Annotated in this window: 27 protein-coding genes, 1 tRNA gene and 1 riboswitch; of the genes, 9 read left to right on the top strand and 19 right to left on the bottom strand. The window is 67.0% G+C overall.

Annotation, left to right across the window (positions count from 1 at the left end; all coding sequences use genetic code 11):
* Position 1: 1 nt before the first annotated feature.
* The 3 genes from ISP17_RS12945 to ISP17_RS12935 form a co-directional block, all read right to left on the bottom strand.
* A complete protein-coding gene (locus tag ISP17_RS12945; RefSeq protein ID WP_404633764.1) occupies positions 2–658 on the bottom strand; it encodes a response regulator in 657 nt (218 codons plus the stop codon).
* A gap of 105 nt (positions 659–763) precedes the next feature.
* Positions 764–1,162 carry an RNA-binding S4 domain-containing protein gene (locus tag ISP17_RS12940; RefSeq protein WP_404633762.1) on the bottom strand — a complete coding sequence of 133 codons (399 nt, stop codon included), beginning with the start codon at positions 1,160–1,162 and terminating at the stop codon, positions 764–766.
* A 3-nt stretch (positions 1,163–1,165) separates the two neighbouring features.
* Positions 1,166–2,068 (bottom strand): AEC family transporter, encoded by a 903-nt coding sequence (locus tag ISP17_RS12935; RefSeq protein ID WP_404633760.1) that lies wholly within the window; start codon positions 2,066–2,068, stop codon positions 1,166–1,168.
* Between the two features lie 133 nt (positions 2,069–2,201).
* Between ISP17_RS12935 and ISP17_RS12930 the strand changes: the two genes are divergently transcribed.
* The 4 genes from ISP17_RS12930 to ISP17_RS12915 all read left to right on the top strand — a co-directional run bounded on the left by ISP17_RS12930 (position 2,202) and on the right by ISP17_RS12915 (position 6,715).
* Complete coding sequence (locus ISP17_RS12930; RefSeq protein WP_404633758.1) at positions 2,202–3,335, top strand: phosphotransferase enzyme family protein; 1,134 nt, start codon at positions 2,202–2,204, stop codon at positions 3,333–3,335.
* Positions 3,336–3,366: 31 nt separating this feature from the next.
* Positions 3,367–3,464, top strand: a riboswitch (TPP riboswitch).
* 62 nt (positions 3,465–3,526) lie between these two features.
* Positions 3,527–5,731, top strand: coding sequence for a TonB-dependent siderophore receptor (locus ISP17_RS12925; RefSeq protein WP_404633756.1), 2,205 nt, complete (start codon positions 3,527–3,529; stop codon positions 5,729–5,731).
* A 2-nt stretch (positions 5,732–5,733) separates the two neighbouring features.
* On the top strand, positions 5,734–6,306 hold the full coding sequence (gene pnuC, locus ISP17_RS12920; RefSeq protein ID WP_404633754.1) for a nicotinamide riboside transporter PnuC: 573 nt from the start codon (positions 5,734–5,736) through the stop codon (positions 6,304–6,306).
* 64 nt (positions 6,307–6,370) lie between these two features.
* The gene (locus tag ISP17_RS12915) at positions 6,371–6,715 is read left to right on the top strand and encodes a 2-hydroxyacyl-CoA dehydratase (protein WP_404633752.1); all 345 of its coding nucleotides are present in this window, start codon (positions 6,371–6,373) and stop codon (positions 6,713–6,715) included.
* A 4-nt stretch (positions 6,716–6,719) separates the two neighbouring features.
* On the opposite strand, the gene ISP17_RS12910 is transcribed toward ISP17_RS12915, so the two are convergent.
* The 3 genes from ISP17_RS12910 to ISP17_RS12900 form a co-directional block, all read right to left on the bottom strand.
* Positions 6,720–7,430 carry a response regulator gene (locus tag ISP17_RS12910; RefSeq protein WP_404633750.1) on the bottom strand — a complete coding sequence of 237 codons (711 nt, stop codon included), beginning with the start codon at positions 7,428–7,430 and terminating at the stop codon, positions 6,720–6,722.
* Entirely contained in the window at positions 7,427–8,965 is a 1,539-nt protein-coding gene (locus ISP17_RS12905) for a sensor histidine kinase (RefSeq protein ID WP_404633748.1), read from the bottom strand. The genes ISP17_RS12910 and ISP17_RS12905 overlap by 4 nt, the downstream gene beginning before the upstream one ends.
* Positions 8,966–9,079: 114 nt before the next feature.
* Complete coding sequence (locus ISP17_RS12900; protein ID WP_404633746.1) at positions 9,080–10,954, bottom strand: potassium transporter Kup; 1,875 nt, start codon at positions 10,952–10,954, stop codon at positions 9,080–9,082.
* Between the two features lie 185 nt (positions 10,955–11,139).
* Here ISP17_RS12900 and ISP17_RS12895 point away from each other — a divergent pair, with 185 nt between their 5' ends.
* Entirely contained in the window at positions 11,140–11,805 is a 666-nt protein-coding gene (locus ISP17_RS12895) for an MOSC domain-containing protein (protein WP_404633744.1), read from the top strand.
* 12 nt (positions 11,806–11,817) lie between these two features.
* On the opposite strand, the gene ISP17_RS12890 is transcribed toward ISP17_RS12895, so the two are convergent.
* The gene (locus ISP17_RS12890) at positions 11,818–12,192 is read right to left on the bottom strand and encodes an ArsR/SmtB family transcription factor (protein ID WP_404633742.1); all 375 of its coding nucleotides are present in this window, start codon (positions 12,190–12,192) and stop codon (positions 11,818–11,820) included.
* Between the two features lie 121 nt (positions 12,193–12,313).
* Here ISP17_RS12890 and ISP17_RS12885 point away from each other — a divergent pair, with 121 nt between their 5' ends.
* The 3 genes from ISP17_RS12885 to gloA2 all read left to right on the top strand — a co-directional run bounded on the left by ISP17_RS12885 (position 12,314) and on the right by gloA2 (position 14,194).
* Positions 12,314–13,060 (top strand): glucose 1-dehydrogenase, encoded by a 747-nt coding sequence (locus ISP17_RS12885; protein ID WP_404633740.1) that lies wholly within the window; start codon positions 12,314–12,316, stop codon positions 13,058–13,060.
* 412 nt (positions 13,061–13,472) lie between these two features.
* On the top strand, positions 13,473–13,775 hold the full coding sequence (locus ISP17_RS12880; protein WP_404633738.1) for a putative quinol monooxygenase: 303 nt from the start codon (positions 13,473–13,475) through the stop codon (positions 13,773–13,775).
* Positions 13,772–14,194: an SMU1112c/YaeR family gloxylase I-like metalloprotein gene (gloA2, locus tag ISP17_RS12875; RefSeq protein ID WP_404633736.1), complete on the top strand. Its 423-nt coding sequence runs from the start codon at positions 13,772–13,774 to the stop codon at positions 14,192–14,194. The genes ISP17_RS12880 and gloA2 overlap by 4 nt, the downstream gene beginning before the upstream one ends.
* 260 nt (positions 14,195–14,454) lie before the next feature.
* Here the strand turns inward: gloA2 and ISP17_RS12870 are convergent, their stop codons facing one another.
* From ISP17_RS12870 to tpiA, 12 genes are all read right to left on the bottom strand, one after another.
* Positions 14,455–14,712, bottom strand: a complete 258-nt coding sequence (locus ISP17_RS12870; RefSeq protein ID WP_404633734.1) for an AlpA family transcriptional regulator — start codon at positions 14,710–14,712, stop codon at positions 14,455–14,457.
* 199 nt (positions 14,713–14,911) lie between these two features.
* Entirely contained in the window at positions 14,912–15,400 is a 489-nt protein-coding gene (locus ISP17_RS12865; RefSeq protein ID WP_404633732.1) for a virion core protein, T7 gp14 family, read from the bottom strand.
* 25 nt (positions 15,401–15,425) lie between these two features.
* Entirely contained in the window at positions 15,426–15,914 is a 489-nt protein-coding gene (locus ISP17_RS12860) for a hypothetical protein (RefSeq protein WP_404633730.1), read from the bottom strand.
* A complete protein-coding gene (locus ISP17_RS12855; RefSeq protein ID WP_404633728.1) occupies positions 15,911–16,456 on the bottom strand; it encodes a hypothetical protein in 546 nt (181 codons plus the stop codon). Before ISP17_RS12855 ends, ISP17_RS12860 begins: the two co-directional genes overlap by 4 nt.
* A gap of 319 nt (positions 16,457–16,775) precedes the next feature.
* Complete coding sequence (locus tag ISP17_RS12850; protein ID WP_404633726.1) at positions 16,776–17,618, bottom strand: ParB N-terminal domain-containing protein; 843 nt, start codon at positions 17,616–17,618, stop codon at positions 16,776–16,778.
* Positions 17,608–17,826, bottom strand: coding sequence for a hypothetical protein (locus tag ISP17_RS12845; protein WP_404633724.1), 219 nt, complete (start codon positions 17,824–17,826; stop codon positions 17,608–17,610). Before ISP17_RS12845 ends, ISP17_RS12850 begins: the two co-directional genes overlap by 11 nt.
* 380 nt (positions 17,827–18,206) lie before the next feature.
* A complete protein-coding gene (locus ISP17_RS12840; RefSeq protein ID WP_404634308.1) occupies positions 18,207–18,473 on the bottom strand; it encodes a KilA-N domain-containing protein in 267 nt (88 codons plus the stop codon).
* A 1,010-nt stretch (positions 18,474–19,483) separates the two neighbouring features.
* Positions 19,484–19,678, bottom strand: coding sequence for a hypothetical protein (locus ISP17_RS12835; protein WP_404633722.1), 195 nt, complete (start codon positions 19,676–19,678; stop codon positions 19,484–19,486).
* Positions 19,679–20,623: 945 nt separating this feature from the next.
* The gene (locus ISP17_RS12830) at positions 20,624–21,919 is read right to left on the bottom strand and encodes a tyrosine-type recombinase/integrase (RefSeq protein ID WP_404633720.1); all 1,296 of its coding nucleotides are present in this window, start codon (positions 21,917–21,919) and stop codon (positions 20,624–20,626) included.
* A gap of 165 nt (positions 21,920–22,084) precedes the next feature.
* Positions 22,085–22,169, bottom strand: a tRNA-Leu gene (locus tag ISP17_RS12825).
* Between the two features lie 14 nt (positions 22,170–22,183).
* The gene (gene secG / locus ISP17_RS12820) at positions 22,184–22,618 is read right to left on the bottom strand and encodes a preprotein translocase subunit SecG (RefSeq protein ID WP_404633718.1); all 435 of its coding nucleotides are present in this window, start codon (positions 22,616–22,618) and stop codon (positions 22,184–22,186) included.
* Positions 22,619–22,640: 22 nt separating this feature from the next.
* The gene (gene tpiA / locus ISP17_RS12815) at positions 22,641–23,390 is read right to left on the bottom strand and encodes a triose-phosphate isomerase (protein ID WP_404633716.1); all 750 of its coding nucleotides are present in this window, start codon (positions 23,388–23,390) and stop codon (positions 22,641–22,643) included.
* Between the two features lie 119 nt (positions 23,391–23,509).
* Here tpiA and ISP17_RS12810 point away from each other — a divergent pair, with 119 nt between their 5' ends.
* A complete protein-coding gene (locus ISP17_RS12810; protein ID WP_404633714.1) occupies positions 23,510–24,319 on the top strand; it encodes an SDR family NAD(P)-dependent oxidoreductase in 810 nt (269 codons plus the stop codon).
* The last annotated feature ends 27 nt before the right edge of the window (positions 24,320–24,346 follow it).

Raw genomic sequence — 24,346 nt, 5'->3', positions numbered from 1 at the left:
TTCAGTGCGGCTTATCGTGCTCGATAGGCGACGCCACATGCACCACATCGTCGTGCGGCTCGATCAGCGGGCCGATGATGGTGGGCGTGACCATGTGCGGGTCGTCGGCATCCGGCAGCGCCACGTCGGGAATCGCATCGTGCGCATCGACCTGTTCGCTGGGCAGATCCTGCGGCGGATCGAGGACCGGATCACGTGCGGCCAGCCGACCGGCCTCCACCAGCTGCTGGATGCGGGTGAACACCTCGGCGCGGCCGAACGGCTTTTTCATGAAGTCGTCGGCGCCAAAGCGCTGCACGTAGAACTGCTCGGTGGCCTGCAGGTTGCCGCTGATCATCACGATGGGAATGCCGTGCGTGTCCGGCTCGCGGCGCAGCGCGCGGAGCACGGCGAACCCGTTCATGCCGGGCATAACGATGTCCAGGAAGATCAGCTCGGGTTTCTCGCTGCGCGCCATCGCCAGCGCGGTTTCGCCGTCGCCGGCGGCGGACACCGTGTAGCCGTCCTGCTTGAGCATCTTGCCGAGCACGGCGCGGATGGTCGGCGAGTCGTCCACCACCAGCATGCGCGCCCCGCGCGCGGCCTGGATACGCGGCAGATGCTGCCGACGCTCGTTGCCGCTGCCCAGCAGACGCTTGAACAGATCGAATCCGGACATGGTGCCCTCCCCGTTGTTTCCCCGCGCCTAGTCTCGGTGCAGCCGGGTTCCGGCGCAATTGCGGACGTGTCGCCGCTCGTGCGCACTGTGCGCGCACGCTCAGATTTAGTCGTGGCCGCCGCTGTCCTTGAACCTGCGCAGCGCGGCGCGATCGTGCTTGTCCGGACGTCCCGGCGGGCGCACCGGCGCACCGGCAAGGCGACGCTGCTCGCGCGCTGCCTCGCGCGCGATGCGGCTGGCTTCGCTTTCGCGATACAGCGCCTGCGCCACCGGCGCCGGGCCGCGCTGCTCGGACAGCCCCAGCACCTCCACTTCCATCGTCTCCTCGCCACGGCGCACGATCAGCCGGTCGCCCACGCGCACCGGGCGCGCGGCCTTGCACGCGCCGCCGTTGAGCTCCACCTTGCCGCCGCCGATCGCCTGCTTGGCGAGGCTGCGGGTCTTGAAGAAGCGCGCGGCCCACAGCCACACGTCCACGCGTACCTCGGTCAGTTCCAGCGCCATCGCTCAGCCACCCATCAGCGCATTGGCCAGCGGCACGGTGACGAGCGACAGCACGATGCCGGCACCCAGCACCGTGTTGGCCAGGCGCGGTTCCAGCTCGTACTGGTCGGCCAGGATCGCCGCCGAGATCATCGGCGCCATCGCCGCCTGCAGCACGCCCACCGACAACGTGAGGCCGTCCACGCCGAGCGCCCGCCCCAGCGCCCAGCCGGCCAGCGGCGCAAGCAGCAGCTTCCAGCCCAGGCCGGTCGACAGCGCGCCGAGCTGATCCCGCTCCAGATGCAGCTTGAACTGCAGACCCACCGAGAACAGCGCCAGCGGGGTCAGCGTCTGCCCCAGTTGCAGGAACAGATGGTCGAGTGCTTCCGGCCAACCGCCGGCCATGCCCACCGCGATGCCGAGCAGCAGCGCAATGAAGGCGGGGAATGTGGCGATGCGCCTTACCACCAGCGCCGCGCTGGGCTGGCGCCCCGAATACAGCGAGGCGACCACGATGCCGCCAGCGGCCAGCAGCGGAAAGCAGCCCAACTGGTCGGCCACCACCGCCAGCGCCAGCCCCGGCTTGCCGTGCATGGCTTCCACCATCGGGTAACCCATGAACGAGGTATTGCCCAGCCCGCACACCAGCGTCAGCGCGCCTATGCGCGCACGCGGCCAGTGCAAGGCGCGGCCGAGCAGCGCAAAAAGCAGCCACGCGCCGAAGAACGTCACCCACATGGTGGCCACCGGGAACCAGGTGTGCCGATCGAAATGCACGCGCGGAATCATCGCCAGCACCAGCGCCGGCAGCGCAATGTTGAGCACCCACCAGTTGAGCCCCTGCACGATGCCCGCCGGCGGACGCGCAAAACGTGCCACCAGCGCACCCAGCACCAGGCAGACGAACAGCAGCAGCAACGCACTCATCGAGGGCAACAGCACACGGCAACAGGCGGAGCGCCCATTAGACGCGATGCAGCATGGCTGCGAAAAGCCGGGGCCGGGCGCGCGGCGCTCCATCGGCGATAATCGTGCGCTTGTGTTCCGGCGCGACCTCAAGATGACCGACTCCTCCCACCGCGTGCACGGCCTGGCCGGCGACGAGATCGCACCGGACTGGCCCGCCCTCACCGGCGACGAGGTGCACGCACTGCTCGGCGCCATGCCGCAGCTGGCGCCGCCGCGACGGATCGTCTGGCACAGCCCGCGGCCGCTTTCCGCTGCCTGCCTCGTGCAAACCGGGGGCGGCACCGTGTTCGTGAAGCGCCACCATCGCAGCGTGCGCAGCACCGAAACGCTGCGCGAGGAGCATGACTTCATCGCCCACCTGCGCGGCGCCGGCATGCCGCTGGCCCGTGTGCTCGTCGATGCAAACGGCGACACGGCCATCGAGCGCGGTGACTGGGTGTACGAAGTGCACGAGCAGGCGCAGGGCATCGACCTGTACCGCGAGACGATCTCCTGGTCGCCGCCGACGCAGCCGGCGCACGCCTTCACCGCCGGCCAGATGCTTGCGCGCCTGCATCGGGCGGCGGAAGGCTATGCGGCCAGCCAGCGCGGTACGCATGTGCTCGTGGCCCGGAGCGAGCTGATCACCGCCGTCGATCCCGCACGTGCCCTCGCCGCGCAGCTTCGCGAACGCCCCGGGCTCGCCGGCTACCTGCACGGCCGCGACTGGCGCAGCGACCTCACCGCGCTGTTCGCGCCGTGGCAGCATGCCCAGCCCGCGCTGGCCCGACAGCCGCGGCTGTGGACCCACGGCGACTGGCATGTCTCCAACCTGTGCTGGAGCGGCGCGGGCGACGACGCCACGATCACCACCGTGCTCGACGTCGGGCTGGCCGCCGCCAACTTCGCGCTGTTCGACCTGGCCACCGCAATCGAGCGCAACGCGATCGCCTGGCTGGAGCTCGATACGGGCGACGCCGCCGTGCATGCCGACATCGCGCTCGCGCTGATCGCAGGCTATCGGCAGGTGCGACCGCTGGATCGATTGGACGTCCATCTGCTGACCGACCTGCTGCCCGTGGTGCACGTCGATTTCGCGCTGTCGGAAGTGGAGTACTTCCACGCGGTCACCAAGGACCGGCAAGCCGCCGACGTCGCCTACGACACCTTCCTGCGCGGCCACGCCGCCTGGTTTTCCACGCCGCCCGGGCAAGCCCTGCTGGACGCTATCCGCGCCGCGGCCTGACGCACGCACCTCGTTTCGTGGTTCAATGCGCGCCTTGAAGCGGGGGTGCCCGGCGAAACGCCGGGCTGAGAGAGTCCCTTGGAACCTGATCCGGCTAGCACCGGCGTAGGGAGCTTGCAGCACCATCGCGCACGTCCGTGCGTCGGTGGTGCGCCGTCGCTTCGTCCTGCCCTTTCGAGACGACGACGACCATGAATCCCCTGCACCGCCATCCCCTCGCTGCCGCCCTGGTTTCCGCGCTGGCGCTCGCTGCGGCCGTACCGTCGCACGCGGCCGACGAAGCTGAACACGACCCCGCCCAGGCCAAGCGCCTGGGCGCGGTGCAGGTCACCGCCACCACCGACAAGGGCTACCGCGCGGAGAGCTCGCAGGTGGACACCTTCGGCAGTTTCGGCAACGCGCCGCTGCACGACACGCCGGCCGCCGTCACCGTGATCACCCGTGACCAGATCGACGACCGCCAGCCGCGCACGCTCAGCGAGCTGGCCCGCGCCGATGCCGCGGTGGGCGACAACTACGCGCCGGTGGGCTACTACCAGGATCTCGCCATCCGCGGCTTCGTGCTGGATCTGGCCACCGCCTATCGCCTCAACGACATGACCATCAACGGCGAACAGCTCACCCCGCTGGAGGACAAGCAGCGGGTGGAGATCCTCAAGGGCCTGGGCGGACTGGAGGCCGGCATCGTGGCGCCCGGTGGCCTGGTGAACTACGTGAGCAAGCGCCCGGCCAACGTGCGCACCGCCACGCTGGGCACCGACTCGCACGGCTCGCGCTACGCCGCGGTGGATATCGGTGGCTGGCTCAGCCCCAGCTTCGGCGTGCGCGTCAACGCGGCGCACGAGGACATGCACTCCTACGTGCAGCACACGCCCGGCCGGCGCAGCTTCCTCTCGCTGGCGGCGGACTGGAAGATCAGCGAGCGCGCCACGCTGGAGCTGGACAGCAACTACCAGACCAGCGGCCAGCGCTCGGCGTCCGGCTACCAGCTGCTTGGCGGCACCACCATCCCTGCGCATCCCAGCAACACGCGCCTGCTCGGCTACGAGCCGTGGCAGCAGCCGGTGGGCATCCATTCCAGCAACACCACCGCGCGCTTCAACTACCGCTTCAGCGAGCAGTGGAGCGCACAGCTCTCGGCCGGCCACAGCCACACGGTGATCGACGACAACGTCGCCTTCGCCTACGGCTGCTTCTATGCGCCGCAGTGCGCCACCGGCGAGTATCCGGGCCAGTTCTTCGCGCCCAACGGCGACTACGACATCTACGACTTCCGCAGCCCCGGCGACACCCGCCAGAACGACGAAGTGCGCGCGGTGCTAAAGGGCGGCTTCGACACCGGCAGCCTCAGCCACGAGGTGAGCGTGGGCGCCAGCGCCTTCCGCCGCAAGCTGGACCAGCGTCCCTACGTGTACGACTACGTCGGCACCGGCAACATCGATCAGGTCGACCCGCCATACTTCGCGCCCTCGCCCAACCAGCCCGGACCGTCGGCGCGCACCTTCACCAGCTGGCAGCGCGCGCTGTTCGCGCTGGACCGCGTGCACTTCGGCACGCAGTGGCAGCTGCTGGCCGGCGCCCGCTTCGTAAGGCTGGACGAGCGCGCCTACGACGACACCGGCCTCGTGCTCGAACGCCACACGCGCCTGAGCAAGACCCTGCCGCAGGCGGCCGTGCTGTGGCAGCCGACCGCACCGCTCACCGTCTACGCCAGCTACAGCGAGAACCTCTCGCTGGGCGCCGAGGCACCGTACTGGACCACCAACGGCGGCGAGATCCTGGCGCCCGTGCATTCGCGCCAGGTCGAGGCCGGAGTGAAGTACGAATGGAGCGACGCGCTCAGCCTGCAGGGCGCGCTGTACCGCATCCGCCAGCCCTACCAGTACGCCCAGCCGGACGGCTCGGCCTCGGGCTTCACCTTCGTGCAACGCGGACAGCAGGTGCATACCGGACTGGAGCTCAACGCCGCCGGACGGGTGAGCGACAGCCTGCGCCTCACCGCCAGCGTCAGCCTGATCCAGGCTCGCGCGCGGGACACCGGCACGCCTGCCTATGAAGGCCACCAGATCGTCAACGTGCCGCGCCTGCGTTCGGCCGTCTATCTGGATTACCGCCCGCCGGTGGCCGCCAATATCGGCCTGCTCGGCGGCTGGCGCTACGCCAGTGCCAACCCGGCCACGCCGGACGGCCGCGCTCGCGTGCCGGCGTACAACGTGTTCGACGCCGGCCTGCGCTACACCACCGACTGGAGCGGCCACCCGATGACCTGGCACCTGAGCGTGGACAACGTGTTCAACAAGTTCTACTGGCGCGACACCGGCGGTGCCTACGGTGACGCCTACCTGTTCCCGGGGGCGCCACGACTAGCGCGGCTGTCGGTGACGGTCGGGTTCTGAGCATGACCCTCGTCGAGCTGGTGGGAGCGTTGATCAGTGCCTGGGCGGTGTGGCTCACCGCCCAGCGCCGCCCCTGGTGCTGGCCGGTGGGGCTGGCCTCGGTGCTGGTCTACGGCGGCATCTTCGTCGAGGCGAAACTCTATTCCGACGCCCTGCTCCAGCTCGCCTTCGCCGGCCTCATCGTCTACGGCTGGCGGCGCTGGCTGCACAACCTCGGCGAGGACGGCCGGGTGCAGGTCGCACGGCTGCCGTTCGCCGAGGCGGCCTCGCACGTCGCCATCGGCACGGTCGGCGCGCTGGCGCTGGGATTTGCCATGCACCGCTGGACCGACGCCGCGCTGCCCTGGCTGGATGCCGCGCTCACCAGCTTCAGCCTGGTCGCCCAGTGGTGGCAGGGCCGACGACATATCGCCGCATGGTGGCTGTGGATCATCGTCGACGTGATCTACGTGGGCGAATACGTCTACAAGCACCTGCTGATCACCTCGGTGCTGTACGCCGGTTTCATCGTGCTGGCGGCGATGGGTCTGCGCGCCTGGCGACGGGCCCCGGCCGACGCGGCAACCGCGCACTGACCCCGCGCCATCCGATGCGACATGCGAAGATGGCATCCCTAGTCCACGTATCGTCTTCGCACCCATGAGCAGTTACGACTTCCGCCAGTTCCAGGCCGAACTGGCCGCACTGGACGCGGCCAAGGGAAAAGACAAGCCCACCGAGGCTCCGACTCCCGCGCCCGCGGAAGCGGCAGTTGCGGCGGTGCCGCCGGCGCCGAAAAAGCGCGGCCGGCCCAGCACCAAGGCGGCGGAGGCCGAGCGCCTGGCGCGCGTGCGCGAGGAGTTCCTGGCCCTGCGCGCCCGGCACAACCTGACCGTGGCCGATGTCGTGGCGTTCTTTCCGGAAGAGGAAGGCGTGGCCTACCTGCAATCGCTGCTGGCCCAGCCGCAGCCGCGTCGGCGCCGGCGCAAGACCGACGCCGAATGACGTTTCAGTCCGTCTCGCCCGCCAGGAAGCGGTAGCCCACGCCCGGCTCGGTCTTGAGCCAGCGCGGCGCGGCCGGATCGTCGCCCAGTTTCTGTCGCAGGCGGCCGACCACGATGCGCAGGTAGTGGGTGTCCTGCACGTGGGTGGCGCCCCACACTTCGCGCAGCAGCTGCTGCTGGCTGACCACGCGGCCGGCATGGCGCAGCAGCAGCGCGAGCACGGCATATTCCTTGCGCGTGAGGGCGACCGGCTCGCCATCGAGCAGCACCTCGCGATGCACCTGGTCGATCACCAGGTGGCCGTCGTCGTAGCGCGGCGGCACCTCGGCCATCGGCGTGGCGGCCCGGCTGCGCAGCAGCACGCGCAGCCGGGCCATCAGCTCCTGGATGCCGAACGGCTTGGTCACATAGTCGTTGGCGCCGTGGTCGAGCGCGCGCACCTTCTGGCTCTCCGAATCGCGCACGGACAGCATCATCACCGGCACGTTGCTCCACTGACGCAGTTCGGCGAGCACCTCGTGCCCCTCGCGATCGGGCAGGCCGATGTCGAGAATGATCAGGTCCGGCGACTGCGTGGCCGCCAGCGCCAGACCCTCGGCCGCAGTCGCCGCCTGCAGCACCTGGTAGCCCTCGGCGCGCAGGCCGATGTCCAGGAAGCGACGGATCTGCATCTCGTCGTCGATCACCAGCACGCGCGGGGCGGACGCGGAATTCATGCGGCAGACTCCGGGGCGGGCGGCAGCGGCAGCCGGATGCGCAGGATCGTGCCGCCTTGCTCGCCGGCCGCGGCCTCCACGGTGCCGCCGTGCGCGCCGACCATGCCGCGGCATATCGACAACCCCAGCCCGGTGCCCTTGCGCCCGCGGTCGCCGCGCGACACCGAGTAGAACGTGTCGAAGATGCGCGCGCGCTCGTCCTCCGGGATGCCCGGCCCGCGATCGATCACCAGGATCTCCACCTGTTCGCCCACCACTCCCAGCTCCACACGCACCGACGCCCCCGGCGGCGACACCTGGGCGGCATTTTCCAGAATGTTGAACAACGCCTGCTCAATCAGCGCCGGGTGCACGTAGAGCAGCACCGTGCCGGACGGCAGATGGGTCGAAACGCGCAGCTCCGGATGGAACTTGCGCACCCGCGCCACCGCGGCCAGCACGATCTCGCCGGCGTCCACCCAGTCGCGGTGGAGCGTGAGCGTGCCGTGGCCGAGCCGGGTCATGTCCAGCAGGTTCTGGATGTAGCGGTCCAGCCGCTGGCCCTCGTCGAGGATCGACTGCATCAGTTGGCGACGATCGTCCGCGGGCAGCTGCGCATCGTAGGTGGCCAGCGTGCCGGCTGCGCCGATCATCGCGGCCAGCGGCGAGCGCAGGTCGTGCGATACGGACGAAAGCAGCGCGCTGCGCAGGCGTTCCGTTTCACCCTGCACTCGTGCCTGCTCCAGCGCCTCGGCCAGCCGGGCACGCTCCAGCGCGCGGGCCAGGTCGGCCGCCATCGCCTGGGCCAGCTCGCGGCGCGCCTCGTCGGGCGCGTCGTGCTCGTCGGCCAGCGCCAGCGCCAGCACGTCGGCGGCTTCCGTACGCGGTTCCAGCGGCAACATCCACCAGGAAGCATCGGGGTGCCGGGCCGTGTGCGCACCGGCGGGCTGGTGGTGCGCAGCACACCAGTCCGCGGCTTCGCGATCGCGTTCACCCAGCTCGGCCGGCAGCGGATGCGCAGCCACTGCCGAGAACGCCCCGCCCGGCACCGCCGCAAGCAGCACCGCCCGCGCATCCAGCGTTTCCGCCAACGCGCGCACGCCTTCGGCACGCACGCGTTCCACGCCGGCGCAGGTGGCGAGCCGCTTGCCGAGTGCCAGCAGGGCCCGCGCCCGCCACTGCGCCAGCCGCAGCGACTCCACCTGGCTCGCCAGGCGCGTGGCCAGCCGGCTGCACACCAGCGCCACCAGCAGGAACAGCACCACGGCCAGCAGATCGTCCGGGCGCGCGATGGTCAGCGTGTAGCGCGGCTGGGTGAAGAAGAAGTTGTAGCCGACGAAGCACAGCAACGCGGTGTACACCGCCACCGCCATGCGCGTGCGCACCGCCACCACCAGCACCACGGTGAGGAACACCAGCGACAGGTTGGCCACCGACAGGTACATCTGCGCCACGAACGCCAGGCCGAAGCCCAGCAATGTGACCGCCGTGGCAAACAGGTACTCGCCGAGTGTACGCCAGCGCGGCAGCGGTTGCGGGCGGGACGAAGCAGCCATGCGGACGGACCCCAGGAAGGACGCCCACGTTAGTGCATCGGCCAAGCCAGCCGCGAGCGCCGCGGTGCCGTGCGCGATGCCGACGGGACGCGGTCGCACCACCCGGCGCATCGCCTAGATCTCCACCTGCGCGCCCAGTTCGATCAGCCGGTTGCCGGGAATGCGGAAAAAAGCGGTCGCCGGCATCGCGTTGCGCGCCATCAGCACAAACAGCTTTTCGCGCCACAGCGCCATGCCGGGCCTGCGCGTGCCGGCCACGATGCTCTCGCGCGAGACAAAGAACGTGGTGTCCATCATGTCGAAGGCGACGCCGACCCGCGCGGCGCGCGCCAGGCGTGCCGGCACGTCCGGATCTTCCGCAAAGCCGAAGCGCAGCAGCAGGCGACCGAAGCCACCTTCCAGCGCCTCCCACTCCAGCTGCTCCTCGACATCGGCCAGCGGCGTGTCCAGTGTCTCCACCGTCAGCAGCACGTTGCGTTCGTGCAGCACCTTGTTGTGCTTGAGGTTGTGCAGCAATGCGTGCGGCACGGTGTTGGCGTTGCCGGTGAGGAATACCGCGGTGCCCGCCACGCGCACCGGCGGGTGCTCGATCATGTTCACGATGAAGGGGGCGATGGCCAGCCCGCCCTGCTGGATCTCGCGCACCACCAGTTCGCGACCGCGGCGCCAGGTCGTCATCAGCCCGAACACCACCAGCCCCAGCGCCAGCGGGAACCAGCCGCCCGACTCGATCTTGATGATGTTGGCGCTGAAGAATCCGAGGTCCACCGTGAGCAGGCCGACGCCCACCACGATCACCGCCGGCACACTCCAGCCCCACTGCCGGCGCGCCACGATCAGCGCCAGCAGCGTGGTGATTACCATCGTGCCGGTCACCGCGATGCCGTAGGCCGAGCCCAGGTTGTCCGACGAGCGGAAGCCGACCACGGCCAGTACGATCAGCACCAGCAGCGAACGGTTGATCCAGGGCACGAACACCTGGCCCGACATCTCGTGCGAGGTGTGCACCACCTGCATGCGCGGCACGTAGCCGAGCTGCATCGCCTCGCGGGTCATCGAGAACGCACCGGAGATCACCGCCTGCGACGCGATCACCGTCGCGGCCGTGGCCAGCGCGATCATCGGATACAGCAGCGCGCGCGGCACCAGGTGATAGAACGGATTGGCGATGGCGCCCGGGTCGTGCAGGATCAGCGCGCCCTGCCCGAAATAGTTCAGTACCAGCGCCGGCAGCACGAAGTTGAACCAGGCCAGCCGGATCGGCCCCTTGCCGAAATGGCCCATGTCCGCATACAGCGCCTCGGTGCCGGTCACGGCCAGCACCACCGCGCCGAGCGCAAAAAACGCCTCGGCATGATTGTGGGTGAAGAACTCCACGCCGTAGGTCGGTAGCAGCGCATAGAGCACCGTCGGATGACGCGCGATCCCGAGCACGCCCAATGCGGCAATGCTCACGAACCACACCGCGCAGACCGGGCCGAACACCGCGCCGATGCGCGCCGTGCCGCGCTTCTGCACCCAGCCGAGGGCCAGGATCACGCCCACGGTGATCGGCACCACGTAGTGTTCCAGGTGCGGCGCGGCCACCTTCAGGCCTTCCACCGCGGACAGTACCGAGATGGCCGGCGTGATCACGCCGTCGCCATAGAACAGCGCCGCGCCGAAAATGCCCAGCACCGCGATAGCCAGGCGCAGCCGCGGAAGGTCGCGTGCGCTGCGCTGGGCCAGCGCCATCAGCGCCATGATGCCGCCCTCGCCCTTGTTGTCCGCCCGCATGATGAAGAGCAGGTACTTCACCGACACCACGAGGATCAGCGACCAGAACACCAGGCTCAGCGCACCGAGCACGTTGTCGTGCGAGGCCGGCACGCCGTGCGGACCGAAGACTTCCTTGAGCGTGTAGAGCGGACTGGTGCCGATGTCGCCGTAAACCACGCCGACAGCGCCCAGGGCCAACGCCGCCACGCGCCGTTTCGATGAAGCATGCATTGCGAAAACTCCCGGCGACGGCGATGCCATCGCTCCAGGCCACGGCCGCCCGGTGCGGACCTGCGTGGCAAGTCGCGCATTCTCGCAAACGGGGGCTGGAAAGGGGGAATGGGACAGCGCCGCGGCATAAAATCTGCGTAAAATTTGCGGCGCTGCGGCATTGCGCCCGCCCACGGACCCCAGTCATGCGCGTCGTCGCCGTCAGCGTTGCCCTGCCCCGACCGGTCGCCCACGGCCGCAGCACCGTGTGGACCGGCATCTTCAAGCACCCCGTAAATGGACCGGTGCGCGTGCACGCCGAACAGCTGGAGGGCGACGGACAGGCCGACCGCGTGCATCACGGCGGTCCCGACAAGGCCGTCTACGCCTACGGCCTCGAACACTACGCGTGGTGGGAGCAGACGCTGAGCTGCGCGCCGCTTCCGCCCGGCCAGTTCGGCGAAAACCTCACTGTGTCCGGGCTGGACGAGTCGATACTGTGCGTGGGCGACCAGTTGGCCATCGGCAGCGCGCGGTTCGTGATCACCCAGCCGCGCGTGCCCTGCTTCAAGCTGGGGCTGCGCTTCGGTGACCCGTCCATGCCGCAGCGCTTTGCCCAATCGCTGCGCAGCGGCGTCTACCTGCGCGTGCTGGAACAGGGCGAGTTATCGGCCGGCGACACGGTCGACGTGGTGGCACCAGCCGAGCGCCGAATCACCATCCGCACCCTGTTCGCGGCCTACCTCACGCCCAACGAGCGCGATTCGCAGGACGTGCTGACGGCCGCGCTGACGGTGCCCGGACTGTCCGCCGGGTGGCATAGGCAGATCAGCGAACGGTTGGCGCGGCGCGGCCATCCATCGGCGGATTGAGCCTTCCGACGCTTAAGCCGGGCGCTTCTTCGGCGCCTTGCGCTTGCCTGCGGCCGAGCCGCCCGCCTGGGCCTGGTAGGAGGCCATGATCGACGGCAGCAGGCCCGGAAAGCGTCGGTTGATCTCGTCGCAGCGCGTGGTGTTGAGCATTTCCACGCCCTGGCGCTCGCTGCGGATCAGCCCCGCTTCGCGCAGCGTACGGAAGTGCTGCGACAGCGTGGATTTCGGAATGGTGCGGTCGATCACCTGCTGGAAGGTGGAGCAGGTCTGCGCGCAGCCGGCGCCCGCCATGTCGCCATAGATGGCCGCGCGCACCGGATCGGACAGCGCGTGGAGGATGCCTTCCACCGTGATGTCGTCGATCGAGGGATGGATCAGGGGTTTCATGCGATCAGGCTACCAGCCCTTGATTAATGGTTCTATAGTTCGTATTTTACGAACTACGGCACTTTGGAAGTATGTCACTCCGAACCTCCGCACCACTTCTCCCATCCAAGGACACATCCCCATGAGCAAGCTTGCAGGCAAGGTCGCGCTGGTCACCGGCGCATCCAAGGGCATCGGTGCCGGTATCGCCAAGGCGCTGGCAGCCGAAGGCGCAGCGGTCGTCGTCAACTACGCTTCCAGCCGCGATGGCGCCGACGCCGTCGTCGCCCAGATCGAATCGGCCGGCGGCCGGGCCGTGGCCGTGAAGGGCGACGTGTCCAGCGCCGCGGACGCCAAGGCCATCGTCGATGCCGCCGTGTCCCGCTTCGGCCGGCTGGACGTGCTGGTGAACAACTCCGGCGTGTATGAATTCGCGCCGCTGGAAGCGATCACCGAAGAGCATTTCCATCGCCAGTTCAACGTCAACGTGTTGGGCCTGCTGCTGGTGACCCAGGCCGCCGCCGCGCACCTGGGCGAAGGCGCCAGCATCATCAACATCGGCTCGGTGGTGTCGCGCATCGTGCCGCCGGCCAGCGCGGTGTACACCGCCACCAAGAGCGCGGTGAACGGCATCACCGGCGTGCTCGCCCGCGAGCTGGGGCCGCGCAAGATCCGCGTCAATGCCGTCAACCCCGGCATTGTGGAAACCGAAGGCACGCACACCGCGGGCTTCATCGGTTCGGAGTTCGAGAGTGGCGCGGTGGCGCAGACGCCGCTGGGCCGCATCGGCCAGCCGAAGGACATTGCCTCGATCGTTGCCTTCCTCGCCTCGGACGATTCGTACTGGCTCACCGGCGAAGAGCTCTACGCCGCCGGCGGCATGCGCTGATCCATCCCGCGCGGCATCGGTGGATGCCGCGCGTCCCATCATCCGGTCGCCGGTGTGCGCCTAGGGATGCTCTGATCAACTAGATGCGGGCGGCATGATGTTCAAAAGGCCGGCAGGGTGTGTCGTGAGGCGCCGGGCAGAGTGGCCGTCTGTCCAAGCATCGCGGCGCAGCATGGCGGCCTTTTGAACATCACCCTTTGATGATGAGACTCAGCCGGCTGGGCCGGCTCTGTTTGTCACAGACCTTCCTCGCTCCTCGAGGCCGTGACCGTCCATGGTCACTCCCGGGTGCGGCGTGCTGGCTCAACAGACGGCCACTGTGGCCTGTGAACAAACAGAGCCAGTGACGCCTGCATCCAGTTGATCAGAACATTCCTAGACTGGCGATCGTCCACCGGATACTGGAGTCCGCATGTCCATTCACGTGATCGCACGCCTCGTCGCCAAGCCCGAGCATCGCCGCGAGGTCGAGCAGGCGCTCGAGCCACTGCTGGCAGGGAGCCGCGCCGAGCCGGGCAACCGGCAATACGATCTGTTCGTCGCGGCCGACGGCGCCCCCGTGTTCCACATCGTGGAAACCTATGTGGACGCCGCCGCCCTGCAGGCCCATCGCGACAGCGCGCATTACCGTGCCTATCGCGCCGCCGTCGCCGACTGGCTGGCGGCACCGCCCGAAGTGCACGTGCTCAACCCCCGCGACGTCGCCAGCGCATGAGTATCGGGGACGACCAGGTTCCGACGTTGCGCGGCGTGCATCATGTCGCCCTGATCGTCTCGGACTACGCGCGCTCGCGGCACTTCTACACCGAACTGCTCGGCTGCCGCATCGTGGCCGAGCACTACCGCGCCGAACGCGACAGCCACAAGCTCGATCTCGCCTTGCCGGACGGCACGCAGCTGGAGCTTTTCTCGTTTCCCGATCCACCACCCCGCCCCACCCGACCGGAAGCCTGCGGCCTGCGCCACCTCGCGTTCCGCGTCGACGACGTCGAAGCATGGCAGCGGCGACTCCACGGCGCGGGCATCGCCCCCGAAGCCATTCGCGTGGACGAATACACCGGGCGCCGCTTCGTGTTCTTCGCCGATCCCGACGGCCTGCCGCTGGAGCTTTACGAGTTGCCGGTCGGCAGCTGATCCAACTACGGCGGCTCGACCCGCAAGGTCGACCGATGCGCGACGATCGCGCACAAAAAACCCGCCGTCTGGCGGGTTTTTTGTGCCTGCGGGAGCTCTCTGCGAGTCCCGAAGTCATCGATTGGTGCCAAGGGGAGACCCAACTATCCACGTAACTAACTGTTATATCTTGACTCATTGCGCGGGCTTTGCCGTTTCATACCCAAAACCATACCCAAAACGCTGCGCTTGGGTAGGCCGGGCAGCTTCGGCGGGTTGCATCAGCTGCTGGCCGTGCTCGGTTCGAGTCCCGCCCCGGGCATCCCATTGTGACGCGCTTCCGCCAGCGTGGTAATCCATTGCTCGACCTCGTGGAGTAGCCAGCCCACAGCAGCGGCGCCGAGCCTCAATGGTTGCGGGAAGGTGCCTTCCTTCATCTTGCGGTACACGGTGGGCCGGGATAGCCCGGTGGTGCTCAGCACCTCAGGCAGTCGGATGATGGTGGAAGACGCGGGGCGCGTCTGGTCCGTTGCAGTCATGCGCTGGGCTCCTTGGGCACGCTGGGGCGCCCGGAGTGGCCGGGACGCCCGCGGTGGTGCCGGACGATGTGGTGTGGTGGATGGGCGCCCGCTCGCGCCCGCGCGTGGTCAGTGACGCGGGCACGGGGGGAAGCGCGCGCTTTCATCTGCTTTGATGGGGTGACGGAAATTTATGTTGTGGAATTTCCGGGGGTGGGTATCAGCTCCCGATGATGTAGCGCTGTCGGTCCAGGGTGACCGTGGGAGGCGCATGCTGGCCGGCGTCGGGAATCTTCGGAATGTAGTTCTGGTAATCCGTCCGCATGGCCTTCCCCGCTTCGATGCCCGAACCCACCGCCCCCGCAAGGCCGCTGACCAACTGCCCGTTAATCTGAGCCGAAGCGTTGCGGGCCTGCTGCTGGTTCGCCAGCTGCCCGTTCTCGCGGTTCTTCTCGATGCGGGACACGTCGCGGCCCGACTGCATCAGCAGGTCCGTGAGGACCGCATCGGCAGAGTTACCGGACGCGCCTGTCTCGGCGGATGCTGCACGGGCGGCGGCGCGCTGCTCGCGGGCTTGCTTCAGTCGATCGTTCGTCTGTGCCTGCGCGCCTTGGTCGGTCTGCTCCTGTTGCAGCTTCATTTGGTCTTCCAGCGCGTGCCTCTGCTGGTTGGCGTTGTACACGGCCACGCCTGCGGACAGGACCGCCATGACGCCCATGGTGATGCTCGCCGGTTCACACATTCGCACTATCTCCCTGCGGGTTGTGGCGCATGAATCCGATGACCGGGAAGCCGTTGTGCTGCTGCTCGTTCACCGGATGCAGGCCAAGGCTCACCAGCCACCGCCGGGCTCGGGTGTGCTCGGCGTCCACGCACGCAATCAGGGTGCGGAAGGTGCGCGACCATCGTTCCATGACCTCCTCTGCCATCCGCATAAACGTCATCTGGACGTGCGGCGGGGGTGCCGCGCACAGCATCCACGGCATACCCACGCGCCCCATGCCCTCGGGCGTCTCTCCGCGCCACTCGGCGACCCCGAACACCGCACGGACCTCGCCATCCCATGACGCAGTGAACGCCTCACTGGAAGCCGCTACGGCCTCCCGTATGGCATCCGCAGGGGACCGCCAGCCGCGCCGCTCAAGCTCCACAAGGTCCGCCTGCGAAAGCCTCAGGGCCAGCCCGGGGATCACTTCGGGCCTCACCGTGTCGAAGGTGATCATGGGGTCACCTCACGGGCCTGCTGGGCCATCTGCTGCCGCACTCGCTGACCTAGTGCCGCGGTATCGACCACGCGCGGCGCGAATGGCGCTCGGGGTGGCGAGGGGATGGGTGGGACGTTGGGCGCTTCTGGGGTGGCCGCACCGGGCTTGTTGGTGGCCTTGTTGGACTTCGGGTGTAGCCAGACCGCGGCTGCTTTTGCCGGACCTTTGACCAAGACCAGATTCTCTCGGCGAAGGTTGAGGCGATCACCGTCCGCGTAGCCGACGCGCTGGCCCTTTCCGGCCTGTGCGACCAAACGAGCCACAGTGAGGGAGCGGCCGATGTTGGATGGTGATCGCGCCTGCACCAGTACATACCGATGACGACCGCCGGTGCTGGCGATGGCCCAATACGGGGAGAATCCCTGCGCGAGCACACGCTCATAGTCCTCGGCGTATAAGGTGGCTCGCTCGTGAGTGTGAGCTAGTGCGATATGGGCCAATCGGTTCCCGTCTGCGTCGGCGGTGAATTGGGGGGCTGCCTGCTGCCTGTGCTTTTTCATCTGCTGTTCCTTTGAATGCAATGGCGCCCGGCACCGTCCGCAGGGCGGGCAGTGCATGGGCGTTCTGTAGTTGGTCGGGGTGTACGTCCGGGGGTACTGCGGCAGAGTGGCCGCGACGGACGAAAGGGGCCGATGGTGGCCCGGTGGGTTCTAGCGGGCTGTCCCCATGGGGACAGTGGGCGGAGCCATCACGCCCTTTCGGTGTCTCAGAGATACACCACAGCGGCCGCAGCGGCGGTCCGTGGAGTGCTTGCTGCTGTATCAATGAGACACATGGTTTGAGACACCAGTGGTCTATGTGAGGCGGTTTCCGCTCTGCTCAAAAGTCCATGGACTCGGCGGTGTCGGCGGCAAAGTCCCTCATGTCCTCGTTCACCGCCTCCAGCTGCGCTTCGATGCCGAGCATCTGCCACGCCCTGCGGACGGCCTCGGGGGATGTCTTTTCGATCAGGGCGCCTACCTTCCTCGCAAACTTCTCAGCCTCGTGCTGCGTGAGCTGTTCCACGTCCAACCTCTCCTTCATGTCTTGCCAGCCTGCGCCGGCCTCGCGGACATAACGCCATCGGGGAAATCCTGTGCCGGGATCAAACGCCGCGGTGCTCCAGTCCCTTGGGTTCACCTCGGGCAACTTGCGGAGCATCCGGGCGACCGTGGAGTGACTGACGCTGAAGAGTGCGCCGACCGTCCGCGTGGATTCCCTCGTGGGAAGGCTTACGGCCCCTCGCTTGGTCACTGCCGCCAGGTACTGCCACGCGGCATCCCTGCGCTGCTCCGCGTGCATCTCAAGAGCCCGACCGGCGCAGTTGACCAGTTTGGAGACCAGCACGGCCTGCGCTCTGTCCATGGGCATCACTCGGGCCGGAATGGTCTCCCGTTGGGCTCTGCGATACGCCGTCAAACGATGGTGTCCATCGACGACGTACCGACTTCCCTGCACGTCGGCGACCAGCACGGGCTCTAGCTCTGTGCCCTGCGCTGCCTCCAGCGCCAGCCGCATTACGGCGATGTGATCCTCGCTGCGTCGCTCCACTCCCGCTTGTTCCCGAAAGGGCACCATGCGGACCTCGCGGGGCTGGAAGGTGTCGTCTGTCTTCAGCTCCGCCAGTGGCAGCATCTGCACGTCCGCCGACTGGAGCCGCTGGAGCGCTTGCTCAATGTTCAATGCCCAGCGCCCGCGCTTCGGGGTGGGTGTGAATCAGGTACTTCATCACCTCGGCGTTACTGGTGTCCCGGCGGATGCGGCTTTCCAGCTTCCGCTGCATCTGCTTCAGCAGGTCGAAGGTGGGCAGCTCGATGGCGATGGTGCGCAACAGGAACGGCTCGGCCACGGCAAGGGCCGCGGCGAGTTGCTGGGGGTCTATATCAATCATGCGTCTGTGGTCTCGTGGTGGTGGGTGTTGCTCGGATGACGGGCACGACAAGGCACCGCTGTGGCCGCTGGGGCCTCCTCGGTTCCCGGTGGCGTCCGGGTGGGTTCTTCCGTCTAAGTTGGCGCTTTTACTCGTCTCGCTGGGTGTCAGCGGGCGCCGTGCGGTCTCTTTCGTCCTAGGTTGCAGTTTTTACTCGGTGAGCCCTGTGGGTGCTCTTGGTCCTATGTCGAGCTTTTTACTCGGCAGCCTCGTCGCGCCCTTCGTCCTAGGCTGCAACTTTTACTCGGCAGCCGCGTCGCGCCCTTCCTTCTACGTTGCAGGGTTTACTCCTCTCACCAGCGCCCATGCCTGCTCGTGGGGTCTTCCTTCTAGGTTTGCAGTTAAACCCCCAGCAGCCCCAGCTTGAACACCGGGCTGATCCACGCGGCGTAGTCGATGGCGAGGTCTTCATGGACGTAGGTGCCGCCGTAACGGCCGCGGGAGAGGTCTATGGGCGAAATATGGGAATCCCCATAATTGGAAACAGCCGCGGCCAGCTCCTTTGTGGAGCCCAGGCGGATGAACTCGGCCGGAAGGTGGCGCTTCTCCCCACCCGCCGCCCTGTGGAGATCATTCAGGCAGTACCGGCCTTCCTGGTCTCTGCGGATCGGGGTCTGCTGGATGACGGCAGCGGTGCGGGTGAACGCTGTGGCCCCCGTGTGCCGCCCTAGGAAGGGCTAAAGGTATCTGCGGGGATGCTTGGCAAAGTAAGCGCGCACCTTCCCCGTATCGATCGCCTCAAAGATCGCTGCTTTGGCATCCAACAGGCTCTCGTGTACTGCCTTCCCTTGCTTGTCATTCACCCAAGTTCGAAAGCCTCCAGACACCGGGAGGATCGAGACAACGTATCCCTTTTGGATGATGAGGTGCTTTCCGCTGGGATAGTGTTCCCACCGGGATGAATCCACGAATCGCTTGAGACGCCCGGCAAAACGCCTTCGCGACTCTGCGAAGTTGCTTGCAACCTGCGTGCACGTGAGGTTATCGCAGCATTCCTCGCCAACCTCCATCGCGCGCCAGTCGCTGTGCGCGACCAAAAACGAATAGCGAATGGCTGTGTTGCACAGGTCGCAGTTGCCCACCAAGTCGCCTAGGTCTTCCCAGCCTGCGAAGCTCCAGCCAAACTTGGGAGGGATAATCCCATGCTCTGCTGCATGACAGCCGCTACAAAGCGTAAAGCAAGCGTCGTACGGGTACTGCCAAGGTTTCCGGCCCTCGAAATACTGTTTGTGGTGCACCTGCAACACAACGCCATCAGCGGCCGTGCGGTTGCATTTGGAACATGCGCCGCCGTCAAGCCGGATGACCTCATCCCTAAACTTCTTCCAGTCTTTGCTCCGGTACCCATCCACTGGCGCGGCCTCCGTGTGGCGCTTCAGGGATCATAGCGGGCCGGCTTATCCCTTTCTTCTAGGCTGGCACTTTTACTCCTCTCACCAGCGCCCATGCCTGCTCGTGGGGTCTCCTCCTAGGCTTCCGGTTTCACTCAGCGAGACCCGCCGGTCGCTCTCGGTCCTAAGCTGTGCGTTTTACTCGGCGTGCGCCGCGCCCTTCTTCCTAGGTTCCCTGTTTTACCCTGCCGCGCCGAGCACGGGCGGGCCTCAGACCTGTGGGACCATCAAAACCACAGTGCGGCGACTACGGCGAACGCCGCTAGGAAGATGACTGCCAGAACGCCCATCGCGACCACAGCAACTGCCGGTGCCCTCCTCTGCCAGCCGCTCGTGGTCAGTTGGTGCAGCTCCCGTGCCCGGGCGAGCCGCGCCTCAGTCATTAGCCGGGCGCGCTCCTCACATTCCTTGTCTGTCGTCATCGCTTGCACACCTTGGGTATATGCCCCGGAGAGGTTTCCAAAGGTCAATCGTTGCGAATCGTCAACGCTTGACACTTGGAAAGAATAATTAGCTTATTCAGTACGTTATTAGACTTGCGCCTATTATGTTTGTCGATACCTTCCGCACCGTCGCTGCGGTTGCCCGTCACGCTGCGGCATCGATCCTGGTGGGCACTACAGGGGAAAGCTTGTGATTCATTTCGGTGTGCGGATGTTCGGCCGTTGTTACTCAGTGCAGCGCGATGTGTCTTGGGCTGGGCGCGGGCTCGGGTTGCTGTGGTCGGCCCGGGAGCCTTCGGGGGCTACACGGTGGCACTGCGGCAGCTGGGTGCTGTGGCAGGAAGACGCATCAGAAGACGACTCGCGGCTGGAACTAGAACTAGGTCGGCTTGTGTGCTCGTGGCGGTCTGTGAAATAACACCCCGAGTACATGGCTCAGGGGGCTTCCGGTGTCGAATTTCCTTATCAGCAATCTGGGGCCTCTCATTTCTGCTTTGATCGCGGCTGGCGTGACATTCTTTCTAACGAGGCGGCGCGAAGTGGAGGCCGGCTGGCGAGCAATGAGGCTAGCTGGCTATCAAGAATTCGTCCGAGCGCTGTCCGGGATAGTGGAAGGGCGCGAATCAAACGAGGCGCACATCCGCTACGCGGACGCAGTAAACGCTATGCTGCTTTTTGCCCCACCTGCTGTGCTGCACGCTCTCGACGCTTTTGCTAGCGAGACATCGGTGTCTAATCAATCCCGAAGCTCGGAGCGACATGACCAGTTGCTCTCGATATTGCTGAAAGCGATGAGGCAGGACGTGTTTCCACAGTTGCCCAATCCTCATGGCGATGCACTGTTTAGACTTCGGGCGCTGCCCCCGCGGTGGATAACCCCCGCGAAAACGACAGATGAGCGGATAGACGCGCAGTGAGGCGCCCTCACGCCTTCCGCTTGAACGGGACCACCTTCCCGCTTTCCCTCAACTCGTCCAGATAGTCCGCCCACGCCTGCATGACCTCCCGGCGCTTCTCGCGGAACTTCACGCGAGCATAGGCCGCTTCCACTTCATCCTTCGGTGCATGGGCGAGCTGGGCCTCCAGCACGTCCACGTCAATGCCCAGTCGTTCGCGGCCAAGGGTACGCAGGGATGCCCGAAAGCCATGTGTGGTGTGTTGGCCTTGGAACCCCATCTGCCGCAGCGCCAAGCTAAGCGAATCGCGGGACACATGCGGCGTCTGCTGCCGTGCCTGCGGCGGGAACACGTATTCATCGCCGGCCGTTCGTGCGTGCATTTCCCGCAGCGCCTCCACGGCCTGCCGCGGCAGCGAGGTGGTGAAGTCCTGCCCGGTCTTCATGCGGTTGCTGCCGTCCGGCTCTTTGCCGGGAATCCTCCACTCTCCCGCCTCCAGGTCGATCTCCGACCATCGCGCACTGGCGACCACGCCCGAGCGCATCGCCGTCATCGACGCCAGCAGCAGCGCCGCACGTACCACGCGGTTACCGTGGGCATCGATAGCGCGCATGACCTCACCTAGCTGGCCGTCATCGTCCGTCACGGCCGGCATGTGCCCGCTACGGATCGTGGGGAGTATCCGGGCGAGCCTGAGCGCACTTTCATCAGCCCTCAGGCCCTCATTAATCGCGTGGTCCACGATGCTGCCGACGTACTGCCGCGCCTTGCGTGCGAGCTGCGGCGTGTTCGCGGCCATCTCCACCAGCACGGGCCGCACGTCCTTGGTCTCCAGCGTGCGCATGTCTGCGTCGCCGATCTTGGGCACGAGGTAGGAATCGACCACAAGCCGGGCCTTGCGGTGGGTCTCAGGTGCCCACGTCGGGCGCTTCTCAGCCAGCCAGCGCCCGGAGACAGCCCGGAAGCTCGCGTGCTGCCGCTCGGTCGCTGCCTTTTCCTCGGCTATGCGCTCGGCGCTGTTCGCATCCAAAGCAGCCCTCCGCGCCTTCTGAGCGCCTGCGGTCACCTTCCCTGCCTTCGCGTCGCGCTGGACCTCCACCGCTCGCACGCGCGCTTCGGCGAGCGTCAGCGAGGGATACCGACCAATGGTTGCCGGCCAAGGTCTCGTGCCGTCCGGCAGTCGATAGCGCACCTGCCATGTCTTCCCGCCTCCCGGGCTCACAACGAGGCAGAGTCCGTTGCCGTCAGCGAGGGCGTACGGCTTGCTCTTGGCCTTGGCCTTGCTGATTTGCAGCTCGGTGAGTGGGGTGGCGAGCTTGGGCATAAGTGGGGACCTGTTTGGGTAGGTTGCCCAAGACCATACCCAAAACCATACCCAAAAGTCCAAGCTGCCTTGAACGCCCCTGAGACCTTCAGACACAAAAAACCCCGCAGCTAGGCGGGGTTCGGTGTGTTTCTGAGACTTCGTGAGATGTCCTGAAACTGCTATTGGTGCCCAAGGGGGGACTCGAACCCCCACGACTCTCGTCGCTACCACCTCAAGGTAGTGCGTCTACCAATTCCGCCACCTGGGCAGGTGTGTCTCGATTTACTTCGACGAGGAGGCCGGGGCCGGCACGTCGGTCTTGCTTGCTGCGGACGCGGCGGGAACGTCGGTGCCCGGAGCCACCTTCGCCGCCTGCGGAACATCGCTGTTCACCGGCGCGGCGGGCTGCGCATTTTGGGAGGCCGGCGCCTTCTTGGCAAGCCCTGCCATCACGCCCAGATCGTCATTGGTCGGCTGCGGTGCGCCGCTGTGGCTGAGGTACATGCCCATGCCGAGGCTGAGCAGGAAAAACAGGCCGGCCAGCACCGCCGTGGCGCGGCTCATGAAGTTGGACGAGCCGCGGGCACCGAACACGGTGGCCGAGGCGCCGCCGCCGAAACCCGAGCCGGCATCGGCACCGGCGCCGCGCTGCATGAGGATCAGCACGATCATCGACGCGGCGACCAGGATGTAGAACACGCTGAAAATGACGAACATGTCGGTATGGATTCCGTTGCGCTCAACGAGCGGCCGAGCAGATGCCGAGAAAGTCGGCGGCCAGCAGGCAGGCACCACCCACCAGACCACCATCGACATCCGGCTGCGCGAACAATTCCGCGGCATTCGATGCCTTGACGCTGCCGCCGTACAGCAGCCGCGTCAGACCGCCAATCATAGCATCCTCGTTCACGAGTTGGCTACGCAGGAAGGCGTGCACCTGCTGGGCCTGCTCGGGGCTGGCGGTGCGTCCGGTGCCGATCGCCCAGACCGGCTCGTAGGCGATTACGGCGGTATCGAACGGGGCAATGCCGACATGATCCAGCACGGCGCGCAGCTGGCGCTGCACCACCGCCTCGGTCTGCCCGGCGTCGCGCTCGGCCAGGGTCTCTCCGACGCACAGGATCGGGGTCAGGCCGCCGGCCAGCGCCGCGGCGAACTTGCGTGCCACCAGCGCGTCGCTCTCGGCGTGATACTGGCGACGCTCGGAATGGCCGACCAGCACCCACTCTGCGCCGACGTCCTTGAGCATGGCGCCGGACACTTCGCCGGTGTATGCGCCCTGCCCCTCATGCTCGCTCAGGTCCTGCGCACCCAGCGCGAGTCCGGCCTCCTGGCAGGCTTGCGCCACCAGCCCGACATAGGGAAACGGCGGGATCAGCAGTACGTCGACGTCGGACGAGGACGCCGCGGAGAGCTCCGCCACCAGCCCCTGCGCCATCGAGCGACTGCCGTGCATCTTCCAGTTGCCTGCCACGAGCTTCTTGCGCATGTGGATGTCCCGCAAAAAAACGCGAGCTTAGCGACGCGCCCCCGATTCCGGCAATCCAGCCATGGCGCGGGGCGCGGCGCAGCGGTCAAGATAGACGTCTTTGCGAGCGAGGATCCGCGATGACTGCCACCCGCCCCCTGAGCCTGGTCACCGGCGCTTCCGCCGGTATCGGCGAAGCGTTTGCGCGCGAGCTGGCCGCCCGCGGCCACGACCTGGTGCTGGTGGCGCGGCGGGAGGATCGGCTGCGGGCGCTGGCGGACGAGCTGCAGCGCACGCACGGCAACAGCTGCGAGGTGATAGCGGCCGATCTGTCCGATCCCGCGGCGCCCGAGTCGCTGTGTCGCGCGCTGGAATCGCGCGGCCTGCAGGTGGACTGGTTGATCAACAACGCCGGTTACGGCTTGCCGGGCACGCTGGTCGCCAATCCCTGGCAGGCGCACGCGGATTTCGTCCAGGTGATGATGACCGCGCCGACCGAACTCGCCTGGCGGCTGCTGCCGGGCATGCACGAACGTCGCTACGGCCGGGTCGTCAACGTGGCGTCGCTGGCCGGCTTCGTGCCCGGCACCGCCGGCCACACGCTGTATGCGGCGTCGAAGGCCTACCTGATCAAGCTGTCGCAGTCGCTCGCGCTGGAGAACCGCGACGCCGGCGTGCACGTGAGCGCGCTGTGCCCGGGCTTCACCTGGTCGGAATTCCACGACGTCACCGGCACGCGGCAGAAGATGAACGCCATGCCGGGCTTCATGTGGCTCGCCGCCGACGAGGTGGCGCGCCAGGGCATCGAGGCGGTGGAGCGCGGCAAGGTGGTCCATGTGCCGGGCCGGATCAACCGCACCATCAAGGCCATCACGGAATGGCTGCCGGACCGGCTCGCACTGTGGCTGTCGCATCGTCAGTCCGGGCGCTATCGCAACCACCACGATTGAGCCGCCCGCCCTTGCGCTACTGTGTGG

This window comes from Dyella ginsengisoli (genome assembly GCF_044904665.1).
GTDB classification, from domain to species: Bacteria; Pseudomonadota; Gammaproteobacteria; order Xanthomonadales; family Rhodanobacteraceae; genus Dyella_A; species Dyella_A ginsengisoli.
This window is presented reverse-complemented; position numbering and strand designations above follow the sequence as displayed.

What these genes read in the sequence shown, in the direction of transcription:
- ISP17_RS12910 (WP_404633750.1), bottom strand. Translation starts at nt 7,430, where the DNA reads ATGAATTCCGCGTCCGCCCCGCGCGTGCTGGTGATCGACGACGAGATG.
- ISP17_RS12885 (WP_404633740.1), top strand. Translation starts at nt 12,314, where the DNA reads ATGAGCAAGCTTGCAGGCAAGGTCGCGCTGGTCACCGGCGCATCCAAG.
- ISP17_RS12855 (WP_404633728.1), bottom strand. Translation starts at nt 16,456, where the DNA reads ATGAAAAAGCACAGGCAGCAGGCAGCCCCCCAATTCACCGCCGACGCA.
- ISP17_RS12915 (WP_404633752.1), top strand. Translation starts at nt 6,371, where the DNA reads ATGAGCAGTTACGACTTCCGCCAGTTCCAGGCCGAACTGGCCGCACTG.
- ISP17_RS12945 (WP_404633764.1), bottom strand. Translation starts at nt 658, where the DNA reads ATGTCCGGATTCGATCTGTTCAAGCGTCTGCTGGGCAGCGGCAACGAG.
- tpiA (WP_404633716.1), bottom strand. Translation starts at nt 23,390, where the DNA reads ATGCGCAAGAAGCTCGTGGCAGGCAACTGGAAGATGCACGGCAGTCGC.
- ISP17_RS12870 (WP_404633734.1), bottom strand. Translation starts at nt 14,712, where the DNA reads ATGACTGCAACGGACCAGACGCGCCCCGCGTCTTCCACCATCATCCGA.
- ISP17_RS12925 (WP_404633756.1), top strand. Translation starts at nt 3,527, where the DNA reads ATGAATCCCCTGCACCGCCATCCCCTCGCTGCCGCCCTGGTTTCCGCG.
- secG (WP_404633718.1), bottom strand. Translation starts at nt 22,618, where the DNA reads ATGTTCGTCATTTTCAGCGTGTTCTACATCCTGGTCGCCGCGTCGATG.
- ISP17_RS12830 (WP_404633720.1), bottom strand. Translation starts at nt 21,919, where the DNA reads ATGCCCAAGCTCGCCACCCCACTCACCGAGCTGCAAATCAGCAAGGCC.
- ISP17_RS12810 (WP_404633714.1), top strand. Translation starts at nt 23,510, where the DNA reads ATGACTGCCACCCGCCCCCTGAGCCTGGTCACCGGCGCTTCCGCCGGT.
- ISP17_RS12905 (WP_404633748.1), bottom strand. Translation starts at nt 8,965, where the DNA reads ATGGCTGCTTCGTCCCGCCCGCAACCGCTGCCGCGCTGGCGTACACTC.
- ISP17_RS12860 (WP_404633730.1), bottom strand. Translation starts at nt 15,914, where the DNA reads ATGATCACCTTCGACACGGTGAGGCCCGAAGTGATCCCCGGGCTGGCC.
- ISP17_RS12895 (WP_404633744.1), top strand. Translation starts at nt 11,140, where the DNA reads ATGCGCGTCGTCGCCGTCAGCGTTGCCCTGCCCCGACCGGTCGCCCAC.
- ISP17_RS12900 (WP_404633746.1), bottom strand. Translation starts at nt 10,954, where the DNA reads ATGCATGCTTCATCGAAACGGCGCGTGGCGGCGTTGGCCCTGGGCGCT.
- ISP17_RS12865 (WP_404633732.1), bottom strand. Translation starts at nt 15,400, where the DNA reads ATGGCGGTCCTGTCCGCAGGCGTGGCCGTGTACAACGCCAACCAGCAG.
- ISP17_RS12940 (WP_404633762.1), bottom strand. Translation starts at nt 1,162, where the DNA reads ATGGCGCTGGAACTGACCGAGGTACGCGTGGACGTGTGGCTGTGGGCC.
- gloA2 (WP_404633736.1), top strand. Translation starts at nt 13,772, where the DNA reads ATGAGTATCGGGGACGACCAGGTTCCGACGTTGCGCGGCGTGCATCAT.
- ISP17_RS12845 (WP_404633724.1), bottom strand. Translation starts at nt 17,826, where the DNA reads ATGATTGATATAGACCCCCAGCAACTCGCCGCGGCCCTTGCCGTGGCC.
- ISP17_RS12835 (WP_404633722.1), bottom strand. Translation starts at nt 19,678, where the DNA reads ATGACGACAGACAAGGAATGTGAGGAGCGCGCCCGGCTAATGACTGAG.
- ISP17_RS12930 (WP_404633758.1), top strand. Translation starts at nt 2,202, where the DNA reads ATGACCGACTCCTCCCACCGCGTGCACGGCCTGGCCGGCGACGAGATC.
- ISP17_RS12935 (WP_404633760.1), bottom strand. Translation starts at nt 2,068, where the DNA reads ATGAGTGCGTTGCTGCTGCTGTTCGTCTGCCTGGTGCTGGGTGCGCTG.
- ISP17_RS12880 (WP_404633738.1), top strand. Translation starts at nt 13,473, where the DNA reads ATGTCCATTCACGTGATCGCACGCCTCGTCGCCAAGCCCGAGCATCGC.
- pnuC (WP_404633754.1), top strand. Translation starts at nt 5,734, where the DNA reads ATGACCCTCGTCGAGCTGGTGGGAGCGTTGATCAGTGCCTGGGCGGTG.
- ISP17_RS12890 (WP_404633742.1), bottom strand. Translation starts at nt 12,192, where the DNA reads ATGAAACCCCTGATCCATCCCTCGATCGACGACATCACGGTGGAAGGC.